The following is a 14069-nucleotide window of genomic DNA, read 5'->3' as shown; positions in this document are numbered from 1 at the left end:
AGGCGACCGACGGCGATGACGACGGACACGGAGCAGTCGACGGACACGGCCGACGACACGACGTTCACGGTCGACGAGTTGGCCGCGCACGCGGGCGTCACGGTCCGCACGATCCGCTTCTACAGCACCAAGGGCCTGCTGCCGCCGCCGGTGATCGGCCCGCGACGCGTGGGCCACTACGGCCGGGAGCACCTGTCCCGCCTCGCCCTCATCGAGGAGTTGCAGCACCAGGGCATGACGCTCGCCGCGATCGAGCGCTACCTGGAGCAGCTGCCGCCCGGCCTGAGCGCGCACGACCTGGCCATTCACCGCGCGGTGGTGGCCTCGTGGGCGCCGGACGCGGCGGAGGACATGGCGCGCGCGGAGCTGGAGCGGCGGGCGGGCCGGGCCCTGTCGGACGAGGACCTGGACCGGCTCGCGGCGATGGGGGTGGTGGGCCGGGCGGCCGACACCGACCAGCTGCGGGTGGACACCGGGCTGTTGCGGCTCGGCGTACAGCTCCTCGACGTGCCGATCGCGCACGAGACGATCCTGGCCTCGCGCACCGTCCTGATGGAGCACGCGCGCTCGGCGGCGCACGAGCTGTCGCGGCTCTTCCGGGACGAGGTGGGGGACGCCTGCCGTGCGCGGGAGTCGGACCCCGAGCACGTCGCGGCGATGCGGTCCCTGTCGGCCCATATGCAGCCGATGGTGGTGCAGGCGCTGGTGACGGCGTTCCAGCGGTCGCTGAAGGAGGAGCTGCGGGAGTGGCTCAAGGAGTCCTGAGCCACTCCCCCGCGCGGGCAGCGGTCCGAGCCGCCGCACGCGTCGCGTTCAGCGCCGTCAGGCGTCGCTGAACTTCTCGCCCCGCTCGGCCTTCTGCACCAGCAGCGCGGGCGGCGTGAACCGCTCGCCGTAGCGCTCGGCCAGCTCCCGCGCGCGGGCCACGAACGCGGGCAGCCCGGCGCCGTCGTCGTACCCGTTGACGTACTGCAGAACGCCGCCCGTCCAGCCCGGGAAGCCGATGCCGAAGATGGAGCCGATGTTGGCGTCGGCGACCGACGTCAGGACGCCCTCCTCCAGGAGGCGCACCGTGTCGAGCGCTTCGGAGAAGAGCATCCGCTCCTGCATGTCCCGGAACGGGATCTCGTGCCCCTGCTTGGTGAAGTGCTCCCGCAGGCCGGGCCACAGACGGGTGCGCTTGCCGTCCTCGCCGTACTCGTAGAAGCCCCCGCCGCCGCTGCGGCCGGTGCGCTCGAACTCGTCGACCATGCGGTCGATGACGGCCTCGGCGGGGTGGCCGGGCCAGGTGCCGCCCGCTTCCTCGATGGCCCGCTTGGACTCGTTGCGGATCTTGCGGGGCAGCGTGAGGGTCAGCTCGTCCATGAGGGACAGCACCTTGGCGGGGTAGCCGGCCTGTGCGGCGGCCTGCTCGACCGACGCGGGCTCGATGCCCTCGCCGACCATGGCGACGCCCTCGTTGATGAAGTGCCCGATGACGCGCGAGGTGAAGAAGCCGCGCGAGTCGTTGACGACGATCGGCGTCTTGTTGATCTGGCGTACGAGGTCGAAGGCGCGGGCCAGCGCCTCCGCGCCGGTGCGCTCGCCCTTGATGATCTCGACGAGCGGCATCTTGTCGACGGGCGAGAAGAAGTGCAGGCCGATGAAGTCGACCGGTCGGGACACGCCCTCGGCGAGCGCGGTGATGGGCAGCGTCGAGGTGTTGGAGCACAGCAGCGCGTCCGGCTCGACGACGTCCTGGATCTCCTGGAACACCTTGTGCTTGAGCGCCGGGTCCTCGAAGACGGCCTCGATCACGGCGTCGCAGCCCGCCACGTCCTGCGGGTCGGCGGTCGGCGTGATGCGGGCGAGCAGCGCGTCGGCCTTGTCCTGGGTGGTGCGGCCCCGGGAGACGGCCTTGGCGCACAGCTTCTCCGAGTAGGCCCTGCCCTTCTGCGCGGCCTCGGCGGAGACGTCCTTGAGGACGACGTCGATGCCCGCGCGGGCACAGGAGTAGGCGATGCCCGCGCCCATCATCCCGGCGCCGAGCACGGCGACCTTGCGGACCTTCTTCTGCTCGATGCCCTGGGGCCGGTTGGCGCCGGAGTTGACCGCCTGGAGGTCGAAGAAGAACGCCTGGATCATGTTCTTGGCGACCTGTCCGGTGACCAGCTCGGTGAAGTACCGGGCCTCGATGGTCAGGGCGGTCTCGAAGTCGACCTGGGAGCCCTCGACGGCGGCCGCGAGGATGTTGCGCGGGGCCGGGTAGGGGGCGCCCGCGAGCTGCTTCTTCAGGTTGGCGGGGAACGCGGGCAGGTTGGCGGCGAACTTGGGGTTCGCCGGGGTGCCGCCGGGGATGCGGTAGCCGGGGACGTCCCAGGGCTGCTGCGACTCGGGGTGGGCGTCGATGAAGGCGCGGGCCTTCTCGATCATCTCCTCGGGGGTGGCGGCCACCTCGTGGACCAGACCGTTCTCCAGGGCGCGCTGCGGCGTGTACTGGGTGCCCTGGAGCAGCACCTTCAGGAGCGCGTCGGCGATGCCCATGAGGCGTACGGTGCGGGTGACGCCGCCGCCCGCGGGCAGCAGGCCGAGGGTGACCTCGGGCAGGCCGATCTTCGAGCCGGGGGCGTCGAGGGCGACGCGGTGGTGGCTGGCGAGGGCGATCTCGTAACCGCCGCCGAGGGCCGCGCCGTTGAGGGCGGCCACGACGGGCTTGCCGAGGGTCTCGATGCGGCGCAGCGAGTTCTTGATGGCGGTGCCGGTCTCGAAGGCGACGCGGGCGTTCTCGGGGCCGACCTGGATCATGTCCTTCAGGTCGCCGCCCGCGAAGAAGGTCTTCTTGGCGGAGGTGTAGACGAACCCGCGGATCGCGTCCTTGTCGGCCTGGACGGCGGCCTCGGCGCGGTCGGCGATGGCGGCGATGGAGTCCTTGAACGCCTGGTTCATGGTGTTCGCGGACTGGTTGGGGTCGTCGAGGACGAGCGTGACGACGCCGGTGTCGTCCTGTTCCCAGCGGATGGTGGTGCTCTCGGTCATGTCGTTGTCTCCGTGAAGTCTCGTGCGGAAGCCTCTTGGGGGCGGGGCCCGGGGAGGGGGGGCTGCGTCAGGAGGCGCGGCGAGGCCGCGTGCCTCAGGGGTGCGGGGAACTGCGCGAGCAACCACCACGCGCCCGCAGCGGGCGACGCACCAGCCCCGTTGGCGCGGAGCCCTACACCCGTTCCACGATCGTGGCGATGCCCATCCCGCCGCCCACGCACAGGGTCGCCAGCCCGTACCGGAGGTCCCTGCGCTCCAGCTCGTCGACGAGCGTGCCCAGGATCATCGCTCCGGTCGCGCCAAGGGGATGTCCCAACGCGATCGCGCCGCCGTTGACGTTGACCTTGTCCAGGGACAGGCCCATGTCCTTGACGAAGCGCAGGACGACGGCCGCGAAGGCCTCGTTGATCTCGACGAGGTCGATGTCGTCGATGCCGAGCCCGGCCTTGGCGAGCGCCTTGCGGGTCGCGGGCGCGGGGCCGGTGAGCATGATCAGCGGTTCGGAACCGGAGACGGCCACGGAGACGACGCGGGCGCGCGGGGTCAGGCCGTAGCGCTCGCCGACCTCCTTGGAGCCGATGGCCACCAGCGAGGCGCCGTCGACGATGCCGGAGGAGTTGCCCGCGTGGTGGACGTGGTCGATCTCCTCGATCCAGTGGTACTTCTGCAGCGCGACCGCGTCGAAGCCACCCAGGTCGCCGATGTCCTTGAAGGACGGCTTCAACCTGGCGAGGGAGTCGGCGGTGGTGCCGGGGCGCAGGTGCTCGTCGTGGTCGAGCACGGTGAGGCCGCTGCGGTCCTTGACCGGGACGACGGACCGCTCGAAGCGGCCCTCCTTCCAGGCCGCGGCGGCCCGCTCCTGGGAGAGGGCGGCGTACTCGTCGACGTCGCGGCGGCTGAAGCCCTCGATCGTGGCGATGAGGTCGGCGCCGATGCCCTGGGGCGCGAAGTTCGTGTCCCAGTTGGTCATCGGGTCGGCGAACCAGGCGCCGCCGTCGGAGGCCATCGGCACCCGCGACATCGACTCGACGCCGCCCGCGAGCACCAGGTCCTCCCAGCCCGAACGGACCTTCATCGCGGCCAGGTTGACGGCCTCGAGGCCCGAGGCGCAGAAGCGGTTCTCCTGGACGCCCGCGACCGTGTCGGGCAGACCGGCGGCGATGGCGGCGATCCGCGCGATGTCGGAGCCCTGGTCGCCGACGGGACCGACCACACCGAGCACGATGTCGTCGATGGCGGCCGGGTCGAGGCCGGGGAAGCGGGCCTGGATCTCGTGGATCAGCCCGACGACGAGGTCGATCGGCTTGGTGCCGTGCAGGGCACCGTTCGCCTTGCCGCGTCCGCGCGGGGTGCGGATCGCGTCGTATACGTACGCTTCGGTGGTCACGCGTGAGCCTTTCGGGGGTGTCCGGGAGGGGTGGGGTCAGCCGAGCAGCGAGCGGCCGATGATCTCTTTCATGATCTCGGTCGTGCCGCCGTAGATGGTCTGGATCCGGCCGTCGGTGAACGCCTTGGCGACGCGGTACTCCGTCATGTAGCCGTAGCCGCCGTGCAGTTGCAGACAGCGGTCGGCGACGCGTTTCTGCAGCTCCGTGGCCCACCACTTGGCCATGGAGGCGTGCACGGCGTCGAGGGTGCCGGCGGCGTGGTCGGCGATGCACCGGTCCAGGAAGGAACGGGTGACGGCGCACTCGGTGGCCATCTCCGCGATCTCGAAGCGGATGTGCTGGAGCTTGGCGAGCGGGCGCCCGAAGGCCTCGCGCTCCTTGACGTACGCGGTGGTGATCTCAAGGAGGTACTCGGCGGCGGCGATCCCGGCGACGGCGATGCCCATGCGCTCCTGCGCGAGGTTCGTCATCAGGTGCACGAACGCGCCGTTGAGCTCGCCGAGCAGGTTCTCCTTGGGCACGCGCACGTCGTTGAAGAACAGCTCGGCGGTGTCCTGGGCCTTCTGGCCGATCTTGTCGAGGTTCCGGCCGCGCTCGAAGCCCGCCGTGCCGCGCTCGACGACCAGCAGGGACAGGCCGTGCGCGCCGCCCTCGGGGGTGGTCTTGGCGACGACGATGACGAGGTCGGCGAGGATGCCGTTCGAGATGAACGTCTTGGAGCCGTTGAGCAGCCAGTGGTCGCCCTTGTCCACGGCCGTCGTGCGGATGCCCTGCAGGTCGGAGCCCGCGCCGGGCTCGGTCATGGCGATCGCGGTGATGGTCTCGCCGGAGCAGAAGCCGGGCAGCCAGCGGCGCTTCTGCTCGTCGGTGGCGAGGCCCGTCAGATACGGCCCGATGATGTCGTTGTGCAGGCCGACGGCGAGGCCCGCGGCGCCCGCGCGGGTGAACTCCTCGGCGATGACGGCGGCGTAGCGGAAGTCGGTGTTGCCGCCGCCCCCGTACTCCTCGGGCACGGCGAGGCCGAGCAGGCCCTGGCGCCCGGCGGCGAGCCAGGCCGCACGGGAGACGACGCCGTCCTGCTCCCACTGTTCGTAGTGCGGCAGCACCTCCTTGGCGAGGAAGGTGCGGACCGTCTCGCGGAACGCGTCGTGCTCGGGGTCGAAGAGCTGCCGTTGCATGTGTCTGTGGACCTCCTCGGCCCTAGAGCCATCCCTTGACGGTTTCGATGAGCCCGGCCGGGTCGGGTCCGACCGGTACGACGTTGAGCATGGTGACGCCCGCGGCGCGGAACACCTCGACGCGCTCGCGGACGTAACCCGCGGGGCCGCACAGCGACATGAGTTCGCAGAACTCGTCGGGCACGGCGGCCTCGGCCTCCTTCTTGCGCCCGGCCAGGTACAGCTCCTGGATGCGCGCGGCCTCCTTCTCGTAGCCGTACGCGACCGCCAGGTCGTTGTAGAAGTTCTTGCCCACGGCGCCCATGCCGCCTACGTAGAGGGCGATCTGCGGTCGGGCGAGGTCGCGGGCGGCCGCCGCGTCGTCGCCGATGGCGAGCAGTCCGCCCGCGACGACCTGGAGCGGGCCGAGCGCCGGATCGCGCCGGGCGCGGCCCTCGGCGAGGGGCGCGCCCCAGACCTCGTGCGCCTTCTCCGGCAGGAAGAGCGTGGGCAGCCAGCCGTCGGCGATCTCGGCGGTCATGCGGACGTTCGCGGGGCCCAGGGAGGCGACGTACAGCGGCACTTCGGCGCGGACGGGTCTGGTGAGGATCTTCAGGGGCTTGCCGAGGCCGCCGGGGCGCGGCATGTCGGTGATGCCGTGGTGGTCGATGACCTCGCGGCGCAGGATGCGGCGGGTCAGCTCGATGGTCTCGCGGGTGCGGCCGAGCGGCTTGTCGTACGCCTTGCCGTGCCAGCCCTCGACGACCTGCGGCCCGGACGCGCCGAGGCCGATGAGCGCGCGGCCGCCGGAGATCGCGTCCAGCCCGGCGGCGGTCTGGGCGATGAGGGCGGGGGTGCGCGAGTAGACGTTGAGGATCCCGGCGCCGATGCGCATCCGCTCGGTGCGGGCGGCCAGATAGCCCATGATCGTGGGCGAGTCGAAGCCGTACGCCTCGGCGACCCAGACGGCGTCGAGGCCCGCCCGTTCCAGGGCGGCGACGGCGTCGGCGCCCTCGCGGGGGTCGCCCGCGTAGGCGAGCGGGGTGGAGATCTCCATCAAGCGCCTTCCTGGGTGGGGTGGGGTGGTGCGGGTGTGTCCCGGGCGGCCGGGCCCGGGCCGCGTGCGTCCGGGGCGAGCAGGTCCGGTACGTCCCAGTCGTGGGCCACGGCCGCCGTGTCAGCGCCGGGCTGCGCGGGGCCCGAACGCACGGACGCGGGCGTCGCGGAGAAGCGCGGGGCGGGCGCGGGCTGGGTGATCCCGCTGTGGTCGGTGAAGGTGCCGCGGGCGGCGAGGTGCGGGTGCTCCGGGGCCTCCCGGAGCGAGAGCACGGGCGCCACGCAGGCGTCGGAGCCCTCGAAGACAGCCGTCCACTCCGCGCGCGTACGCGTCCGGAACCGGGCGGCCACGGCCTCCCGCAGCTCGCCCCAGCGCGCCAGGTCCTTACGGGCGGGCGCGACCTCGCCGAGGCCGATGAGGGCGATGAACTCGTCGTAGAACTGCTGCTCCAGGGCGCCGACGGCCATGTGCTCGCCGTCCGCGGTCGCGTAGGTGCCGTAGAACGGGCAGCCGCCGTCGAGGAGGTTCGCGCCCCTGCGGTCCTGCCAGCTGCCGGCCGCGAGCATGCCGCGGATCATCGCGGACAGATGCGCGGTGCCGTCGACGATCGCCGCGTCCACGACCTGCCCGGCGCCGGTGGACCGCGCGTGGTGCAGGGCGGCGAGGACGCCGACGACCAGGTACAGCGAGCCGCCCGCGTAGTCCCCGAGGAGGTTCGCGGGGACGGTGGGCGGCTCCCCCGGGGCGCCGATCATGCCGAGGGTGCCGGTCAGGGCGATGTACGCGATGTCGTGCCCGGCGCGCTGGGCGAGCGGGCCCTCTTGGCCCCAGCCCGTCATGCGGCCGTAGACGAGCCGGGGGTTGCGTGCGTGGCAGGGCGCGGGGCCGACGCCGAGGCGCTCGGCGACCCCCGGGCGGTAGCCCTCGATCAGCACGTCCGCGCGGGCGACCAGGTCGAGGACGCGGGCCGGGCCCTCGGGGGCCTTGAGGTCGACGACGACGCTGCGCTTGTTCCGGTTGGTGACGTCGTACGCCGGGTCGATCGCGAGTCCGCCGCCGCCGGGCCGGTCGACGCGCACGACGTCGGCGCCGAGGTCGGCGAGCAGCATGGCGGCGAACGGGCCGGGTCCGATGCCCGCCAGCTCGACCACGCGCACCCCGGCGAGCGGTCCGTGAACGCCCTTGTCCGGCACTGCCATTGAGCCCCCAGCACTGTGACACAACCGATGTAACACCAGTGATGCTAAGAACGTGTTCCACTCCGCACAAGCCCTTGGCGAGCAAGCGCTTAGCCAAGGAGTCGGTCAGGGGGCGTCCGCCTGGGGGGCGCGAAGCCTCATGTGGCGCGCTCCTCCAGTTCCGCCACGCGCTTCTTCGGTGCGATCGTCCGATAGCTCTCCTCGACCCAGTCGCACAGCAGGTCCGCGGCCGGGGCGCCCTCGGCCGCCAGCGGGACCCGCACCCAGCCGGACCTGCCCAGGCCGTACCCCGCAGGTTCGGCGCCCGGGCTGGTCAGCGCGTGGGCGTGCGCCGCCTCGTCGGTGAGCTTGACCGTGACGGCCAGCGGACAGCTGCCGTCGTCGACCCCGAGGAAGACGAACACTTTCTTGTGAACCTTCGCGACGCTCTCCCCCCAGGGGAACTCCTCGACGGCGCCCGGCAGCCCGAGCGCGAAGGACCGCACCCGCTCCCACTTGGCCAGCGCGGCCCTCGACGGCTTCCTCGACACCTTCCCCGGCTGCGGCCCTGCCGTGTCCGCCATGGCACCTCCTCGTTCGGGACCCGCTCGTTCACGCTAGCCTCAGCCACCGACAACGGCGCGGGACACACGGCTGAGAGGTGCCATGACCAGTCATGACAAGGACCGTCCCTACGACATCGTGCTCTTCGGAGCCACGAGTTTCGTGGGGGCGCTGACCGCCGAGTACCTCTCCGCGCACGCCCCCGACACCCTGCGCTGGGCCATCGCCGGGCGCGACGCGGCCAAGCTGCGGCGGCTGCGGGAGCACCTCGCGGCGGACCGTCCGGGCTGCGCGGAGCTGCCCGTCGTGCTCGCGGACGCCACCGACCCGGCGACGCTGCGGGAGCTGGCGGCGGGGGCGCGCGTGGTGGCGAGCACCGTCGGCCCGTACCTCAGCCACGGACAGGACCTGGTGGCCGCGTGCGCGGAGGCCGGGACGGACTACGTCGACCTGTGCGGCGAGCCGGAGTTCGTCGACCTCATGTACGTGCGGCACGACGCCCGCGCGCGGGAGACCGGCGCGCGCCTGGTGCACGCCTGCGGCTTCGACTCCGTGCCGCACGACCTGGGCGCGTACTACACCGTGCGGCAGCTCCCCGAGGACGTGCCGCTGCGCGTCGACGGGTTCATCAGCGCCGACGCGCGCTTCTCCGGCGGTACGTTCTCCTCCGCGCTCCAGCAGTTCGCGCGCGGGCCGCAGCTGCTGTCCGCCGCGCGCGACCGTCGCCGGCACGAGCCGCGGCTGGTGGAGCGCCGGGCGTCCACCCCGGCGGGCGGCCCCCGGTACGCCGGGGAGATCGGCGCCTGGGCGCTGCCGCTGCCGACCATTGACCCGCAGATCGTGGCGCGTTCCGCGCGGGCACTGCCCCGCTACGGCCCCGACTTCCGCTACCGCCACTACGCCGCCGTGAAGTCGCTCCCCGTCGCCCTCGGCGGGGTGGCGGCCGCGGGCGCGCTGTTCACCGCGGCCCAGGTCCCGCCCGCGCGGCGCTGGCTCGCCGGCCTCCTCAAGCCCGGCGAGGGACCCGACGCGGCCCGCCGTGCGACGAGTTGGTTCTCCATGCGCTTCGTCGGCGAGGGCGGCGGCAAGCGGGTCTTCACCGAGGTCTGGGGCGGCGACCCCGGCTACGGCGAGACCGCGAAGATCCTCGCCGAGGGCGCGATGTCCCTGGCCCTGGACGAACTCCCCGCCGTCGCGGGCCAGGTGACCACGGTGGTGGCGATGGGCGACGCGCTGACGAAGCGGCTCGTGGACGCGGGGATCGGGTTCCGGGTGGCTGCGGTGCGGTGACGTGGAGGGCGGGGCGGCGTGCGGCGTGCGGTGCCTGGTGCCGGGTCGCGTGCGGCGTGCCCGTCGGATGCGGCGTACGGCCCGCGTCAGGCGCCCGTCGCCTCCCGCAGTGCCGCCCGGCACAGCGCGTCCGCCCTGCGGGTGGTCTCCGGAAGGCGGTAGCGCGGGGTGAGGTGGAGGGTGTGGGCGCGGGCGTCGGCGAGGGTCACCCGGTGGCCGACCGAGACGAACACCGGCTTGACGCCCTCCCGGGTGCGCAGCGCGCTGCCGACCTCCTCCGCGCCGTCGAGCAGCGGCGCCGCGCTGCCGCGGGCGGCGCCGGGCGCCTCGTACGCGAACGTGAACGGGTTCTTGGCGACGCCGATCGTGGGCCGCCCGGTCAGCACCCCGAGGTGGCTGGCGAGCCCGCAGCGGCGCGGGTGCGCGACGCCGTACCCGTCGCACACGACGAGCCCCGGGTCGGCCGTCAGCGCGTCCAGCGCCGCGAGGACCGCCGGGACCTCCCGGAACGCCAACAGGCCCGGAACGTAAGGGAAGGCGACCTGGCCGACCGCCGTCGCCTCCTCGACCACCTCCAGGCTCGCCCCGTCCAGCACCACGACGGCCGCGGCGACCACGTCGCGCTCGTCGTCGTAGGCGACGTCCACGCCCGTGACGTGGCCGGTGCCGGGCCGGGGCCCGGACTCGTCGCGCACGACCCGCTCGCGCAGGGCGTCCTGGACGGCGCGGGCCGCCGACTCGTCAGCGGGCCAGTCGGCGGGCAGAGGCGGGATAGCGGCGGGCGTGGGCGTGCTGGGCGTGGGCGTGCTGGGCGTGGGCGTGCTGGGCGTGGGTGTGGCGGGCGTGTTCATGATGGGCCGAGCCTAAGCCGTCGGCAGAAGCGACGGGCGGTCCGGTCCGGTCCCGCCGACGGCGCCGGGGTAGCCTCGCGATCATGTTTGTGATGGAGCTGACCTACACCGCCCCGGTCGACCGCGTCGACGCCCTGCTCGCCGATCATGTCGCCTGGCTGGACGAGCAGTACGCGGCCGGAGTCTTCATCGCGTCGGGACGCAAGAACCCGCGCGACGGCGGCGTGATCCTGGCCGTGGGCGACAGCCGCGAAGAGATCGAACGGCTCGCGGCGAGCGATCCGTTCACCGTCGGCGGTGTGTGCGCGTACCGCGTCACGGAGTTCCTGGCGACGAAGACGGCGCCCGAACTGGCCGCGTACCGGCAGCAGTTGCCGGGCTGAATCCGGCTCGGCGGCCCGACGGGCACCGGAGCGAGCGGCGCCCAGGACGCCCGGCCCCTCGTTCCGGTGCCGCCGTCTCAGCCCCGTTCGAGCCGCGCCACGCGCCCCTTCTCCCCCGCCGCCCAGCAGCCCAGGTCCCGCGCGCAGTCGACGGTGTCGTACGAACCGCCGTCCACCGTCCGCCAGCTCCGGCCGCCGTCCGTGGTGAGGTCCGTGCCGGTGGGACCGACCGCGAGGGCCGTGCGGCGGCTGTGCGGGAGCCAGGTGACGCCGGAGCGGTACGCGGGGACGGGCTTCGCGGCGGGCCGCCAGGTGCGGCCGCCGTTCGTGGTCGTCGCGGCGGCGCGGGGCGACTGCTGGTCGGCGCGGTAGTCCCCGCCGACGGCGATGCCGTGCGCGCGGTCGCGGAAGGCCAGGCCGAAGACGCCGCGCGCCGGGTCGCCGCCCGGGATCGGGGCGTCCGTGACGGTCCACGTCAGGCCCCGGTCGGCCGAGTGCAGCACCCGCGCACGGGCCGCCCCGCCCGTCGCCAGCCACACATGGCGCGAGCCCGAGTTGACCAGGCACTGGCCGCTCGCCGCGAACGCCGACTCGCCCTCCTGCGCCTTCGGCATGCCCCGGTCGGGCAGCACCTTCCAGGAGCGGCCGCCGTCGGCGGTCGACAGGATGCGGTACTTGCCGTTCACGGGGTCGCTCAGCGCGAGGCCGTGGCGGCGGTCGAAGAACGTCATGCAGTCGTAGAACGCCTTGGCGTCGGTGTTGCGGAAGGACTCCGTCCAGGTGGCGCCGCCGTCGTCGGTGCGCAGCACCCGGGACGCCTCGCCCTCGCCGATCGCGAGCACCACCGCGCGGCGCCCGTCGAACGCCTCGACGTCCCGGAATTCGAGACCCTCGGCCCCGGGCGGCGACACGTTCCGCCAGCTCGCGCCGCCGTCGGTCGTGCGCAGCACGGTGCCCTTCGTCCCGGCGGTCCACGCGGTGCTGCGGCTGACGGCGGCGAGGCCCCGGAAGCGGGCGTCGGTGCCGGTGGCCTTGAGCGACCAGGCGGGCCGGGTCGTGGTGCTCGCCTCGCCGGTCGCGAGGGAGACCGGCGAGGCGCTCGGCTCGCCCCGCACGGCTGAGGCCGACGGTTCGCCCCGCGCGGGCGGCACCGCCGCGACCGACGTCAGCGCGAGCGCCGCCGCACCGAGTCCGGCCCACACGCCACGGCTCGTCCACCGGGACCGCACCGGGCCCACCCCCTGCCGAGGACATTCCGCATTCCCCGTACGCATCGTCAGCCCCGCCCGCATTTTCCGTACCCCGCGCATCGCACGCCCCTCCCGGTCCAGCTGCCCCGTGGCCCTCATGGCGGGCCGAAGCTAGCCCACCCCCGGGGCCTCGTCCAGATGGCGGTACTGGGCCTTTCGGCGGTCGCCCGGGTGGAGGCCGGCGGGAACCGGTCGCGTTCCCCGGGTGTCGCGGTGACAGAGGTCACTCCCTCCGGAGGGGTCCTCGCGTGCACGGATCCTCCGTTTCCAACGTCTATTCAAGTGTCCGACCCCGGTCGTGCACACCCAGGTCGTCCAGCCGTCAGAGTTGAGGGAGCAGGCGTTGTCCACTGTCATCGAGCAAGCCGTTGAGGCCCGCCTGGTCGCCGCCGCGCCCCGGATGCCCACGATTCCCGCCACTCTGCACTACGACGGGCGCGACCCGTTCGCCGTGCGCATGAGCTTCCCGGCCCCGGCGACGCTGGAGGGCGTGGAGGTCTACTGGACGTTCGGCCGCGAACTGCTCACGCACGGCGTGGAGAACGCGGTGGGCGACGGCGACGTGCGCGTCCGGCCGTACGGCTACGACCGCACGGTCCTGGAGTTCCACGCCCCCGAAGGCACCGCAATCGTGCACGTCCAGACCGGCGACCTGCGCCGCTTCCTGCAGCGCACGACCGCCCTGGTCCCGGTCGGCCAGGAACACCTGCACGTCGACCTGGACCAGGATCTGGCCGACCTGATGCGCGACGCGTGCTGAGCGGGGGACCCGGCACCGGACGGACCCCCCGCACCCACGACGCCCCTCCGCCCGGTCTCAGCGGCCGAACAGCCCGTTGAGCTCCCCGTAGTCGAGCCCGCCCGCCAGCGACTCGTACGTCCCCTCGGTCAGCAGTTCCCGCGCGGCCCTGCGGACCAGGGCGTGGGCCGCCTGTGCGATGCCCGAGCCGGCGCTGACGCGTGCGACGCCGAGACCGGCGAGGTCCGCCACCGTCGGCGCGCCCGGTCCCACCATGATGTTCAGCGGCCCGTCGACGCCCTCGACCAGCGCCTTGACCGTGTCCGGGGCCACCGCGCCGGGCACGAAGACCCCGTCCGCGCCCGCGGCGAGGAACGCGGCGGCCCGCTCCAGGGTCAGCGCGAGCCGGGCGTCCGGGCCTTCGCCGACGCCCCGCAGGTAGGTGTCGACGCGCGCGTTCACGAACAGCGGTACGCCCGCCGCGTCGGCGGCACCGCGCGCGGCCGCGATCCGCTCCGCCTGCTCGGCGACCGGCCGCAGCGGCTCGGCCGTCCCGTACAGGGCGTCCTCGATGTTCACGCCGACCACCCCGGCGGCGAGCGCGGCGCGCACCGTGTCCGCGACGCCCGCCGCGTCCTCGGCGTAGCCGCTCTCGATGTCGGCGGTCACCGGCACCTCGACCGCGGCCGTGATGGCGGCGACGGCGGCGAGCGCCCGGTCCCGGGTCAGCCGGTCGCCGTCGGCGGCGCCCAGGGCCCAGGCGAGGCCCGCGCTGGTGGTGGCGACGGCGGCCGCACCGGCCGCCTCGACGACGCGGGCGCTCGCGAGGTCCCAGGCGTTGGGCAGGACGAGCGGGGCACCGGGGGTGTGCAGGGCGCGGAAGGCGGTCGCGGTGGCGTGCTGGTTCGTCATGGCCGGTACTCAAGCAGGGGTGCGGGAACGGGGTCTGGCGAGAATCCGACATCAACGGCAACCGCCCCGCCGACCCCCGCGACCACGCCGACGCCGACGCCGACGCCGACGCCGAGGACCGTCGCGCGGAAATTCCTTTGCGCGACGGCCGACCGACCCGGCACGCTGGTAGCGGAGGCCGCCCCGGGTACCAGACCGGCGCGTCCACCCCACCCCGAGAAAGCCCGTTGACAGACCCCCGCACCTCTTCTACGGTGTATAGCGGTTCTGTTGCCGTCGATTGGA

General features: G+C 73.5%; 13 protein-coding genes. 4 read left to right on the top strand and 9 right to left on the bottom strand.

Translation table 11 applies throughout. From position 1 onward, the window contains the following. Positions 1–15 precede the first annotated feature (15 nt). Positions 16–765 (top strand): MerR family transcriptional regulator, encoded by a 750-nt coding sequence (locus IE274_RS25520; protein WP_190118228.1) that lies wholly within the window; start codon positions 16–18, stop codon positions 763–765. Between the two features lie 57 nt (positions 766–822). Here IE274_RS25520 and IE274_RS25515 read toward each other — a convergent pair whose 3' ends face one another. The 6 genes from IE274_RS25515 to IE274_RS25490 form a co-directional block, all read right to left on the bottom strand. Then, positions 823–3015, bottom strand: coding sequence for a 3-hydroxyacyl-CoA dehydrogenase NAD-binding domain-containing protein (locus IE274_RS25515; RefSeq protein WP_190118227.1), 2193 nt, complete (start codon positions 3013–3015; stop codon positions 823–825). A 172-nt stretch (positions 3016–3187) separates the two neighbouring features. After that, complete coding sequence (locus IE274_RS25510) at positions 3188–4402, bottom strand: acetyl-CoA C-acetyltransferase (protein WP_190118226.1); 1215 nt, start codon at positions 4400–4402, stop codon at positions 3188–3190. A 36-nt stretch (positions 4403–4438) separates the two neighbouring features. Continuing rightward, positions 4439–5581, bottom strand: coding sequence for an acyl-CoA dehydrogenase family protein (locus IE274_RS25505; protein WP_190118225.1), 1143 nt, complete (start codon positions 5579–5581; stop codon positions 4439–4441). A 22-nt stretch (positions 5582–5603) separates the two neighbouring features. Further along, positions 5604–6617, bottom strand: coding sequence for an LLM class F420-dependent oxidoreductase (locus IE274_RS25500; protein ID WP_190118224.1), 1014 nt, complete (start codon positions 6615–6617; stop codon positions 5604–5606). After that, on the bottom strand, positions 6617–7816 hold the full coding sequence (locus IE274_RS25495) for a CaiB/BaiF CoA transferase family protein (RefSeq protein WP_190118223.1): 1200 nt from the start codon (positions 7814–7816) through the stop codon (positions 6617–6619). The genes IE274_RS25500 and IE274_RS25495 overlap by 1 nt, the downstream gene beginning before the upstream one ends. 137 nt (positions 7817–7953) lie before the next feature. Continuing rightward, on the bottom strand, positions 7954–8379 hold the full coding sequence (locus tag IE274_RS25490; RefSeq protein WP_190118222.1) for an MmcQ/YjbR family DNA-binding protein: 426 nt from the start codon (positions 8377–8379) through the stop codon (positions 7954–7956). An 82-nt stretch (positions 8380–8461) separates the two neighbouring features. Here IE274_RS25490 and IE274_RS25485 point away from each other — a divergent pair, with 82 nt between their 5' ends. Beyond that, the gene (locus tag IE274_RS25485; protein ID WP_190118221.1) at positions 8462–9649 is read left to right on the top strand and encodes a saccharopine dehydrogenase family protein; all 1188 of its coding nucleotides are present in this window, start codon (positions 8462–8464) and stop codon (positions 9647–9649) included. Positions 9650–9735: 86 nt separating this feature from the next. Here the strand turns inward: IE274_RS25485 and IE274_RS25480 are convergent, their stop codons facing one another. Next, positions 9736–10500 carry an endonuclease V gene (locus IE274_RS25480; protein WP_229909802.1) on the bottom strand — a complete coding sequence of 255 codons (765 nt, stop codon included), beginning with the start codon at positions 10498–10500 and terminating at the stop codon, positions 9736–9738. 83 nt (positions 10501–10583) lie between these two features. Here IE274_RS25480 and IE274_RS25475 point away from each other — a divergent pair, with 83 nt between their 5' ends. Further along, the gene (locus tag IE274_RS25475; protein ID WP_190118220.1) at positions 10584–10883 is read left to right on the top strand and encodes a YciI family protein; all 300 of its coding nucleotides are present in this window, start codon (positions 10584–10586) and stop codon (positions 10881–10883) included. Between the two features lie 77 nt (positions 10884–10960). Here the strand turns inward: IE274_RS25475 and IE274_RS25470 are convergent, their stop codons facing one another. Beyond that, the gene (locus IE274_RS25470) at positions 10961–12085 is read right to left on the bottom strand and encodes a WD40/YVTN/BNR-like repeat-containing protein (RefSeq protein WP_307822033.1); all 1125 of its coding nucleotides are present in this window, start codon (positions 12083–12085) and stop codon (positions 10961–10963) included. Between the two features lie 391 nt (positions 12086–12476). Between IE274_RS25470 and ssgD the strand changes: the two genes are divergently transcribed. After that, positions 12477–12893: a spore wall synthesis regulator SsgD gene (gene ssgD / locus IE274_RS25465; protein WP_190118218.1), complete on the top strand. Its 417-nt coding sequence runs from the start codon at positions 12477–12479 to the stop codon at positions 12891–12893. Positions 12894–12950: 57 nt separating this feature from the next. Here ssgD and IE274_RS25460 read toward each other — a convergent pair whose 3' ends face one another. Further along, positions 12951–13784, bottom strand: a complete 834-nt coding sequence (locus tag IE274_RS25460) for an isocitrate lyase/PEP mutase family protein (RefSeq protein WP_190118217.1) — start codon at positions 13782–13784, stop codon at positions 12951–12953. Positions 13785–14069: the final 285 nt, after the last annotated feature.

Source organism: Streptomyces flavofungini (assembly GCF_014650815.1).
Classification (GTDB): Bacteria; Actinomycetota; Actinomycetes; order Streptomycetales; family Streptomycetaceae; genus Streptomyces; species Streptomyces flavofungini.
Note: the sequence above shows the minus strand (reverse complement) of the source record. Positions and strands in the feature narration are given on the sequence as shown.

Bases quoted from the DNA above. Each gene is read 5' to 3' on its own strand.
- IE274_RS25460 (WP_190118217.1), bottom strand. From the start codon at position 13,784: ATGACGAACCAGCACGCCACCGCGACCGCCTTCCGCGCCCTGCACACC.
- IE274_RS25515 (WP_190118227.1), bottom strand. From the start codon at position 3,015: ATGACCGAGAGCACCACCATCCGCTGGGAACAGGACGACACCGGCGTC.
- IE274_RS25480 (WP_229909802.1), bottom strand. From the start codon at position 10,500: ATGAACACGCCCGCCACACCCACGCCCAGCACGCCCACGCCCAGCACG.
- IE274_RS25490 (WP_190118222.1), bottom strand. From the start codon at position 8,379: ATGGCGGACACGGCAGGGCCGCAGCCGGGGAAGGTGTCGAGGAAGCCG.
- IE274_RS25505 (WP_190118225.1), bottom strand. From the start codon at position 5,581: ATGCAACGGCAGCTCTTCGACCCCGAGCACGACGCGTTCCGCGAGACG.
- IE274_RS25485 (WP_190118221.1), top strand. From the start codon at position 8,462: ATGACCAGTCATGACAAGGACCGTCCCTACGACATCGTGCTCTTCGGA.
- IE274_RS25500 (WP_190118224.1), bottom strand. From the start codon at position 6,617: ATGGAGATCTCCACCCCGCTCGCCTACGCGGGCGACCCCCGCGAGGGC.
- IE274_RS25475 (WP_190118220.1), top strand. From the start codon at position 10,584: ATGTTTGTGATGGAGCTGACCTACACCGCCCCGGTCGACCGCGTCGAC.
- IE274_RS25495 (WP_190118223.1), bottom strand. From the start codon at position 7,816: ATGGCAGTGCCGGACAAGGGCGTTCACGGACCGCTCGCCGGGGTGCGC.
- IE274_RS25520 (WP_190118228.1), top strand. From the start codon at position 16: ATGACGACGGACACGGAGCAGTCGACGGACACGGCCGACGACACGACG.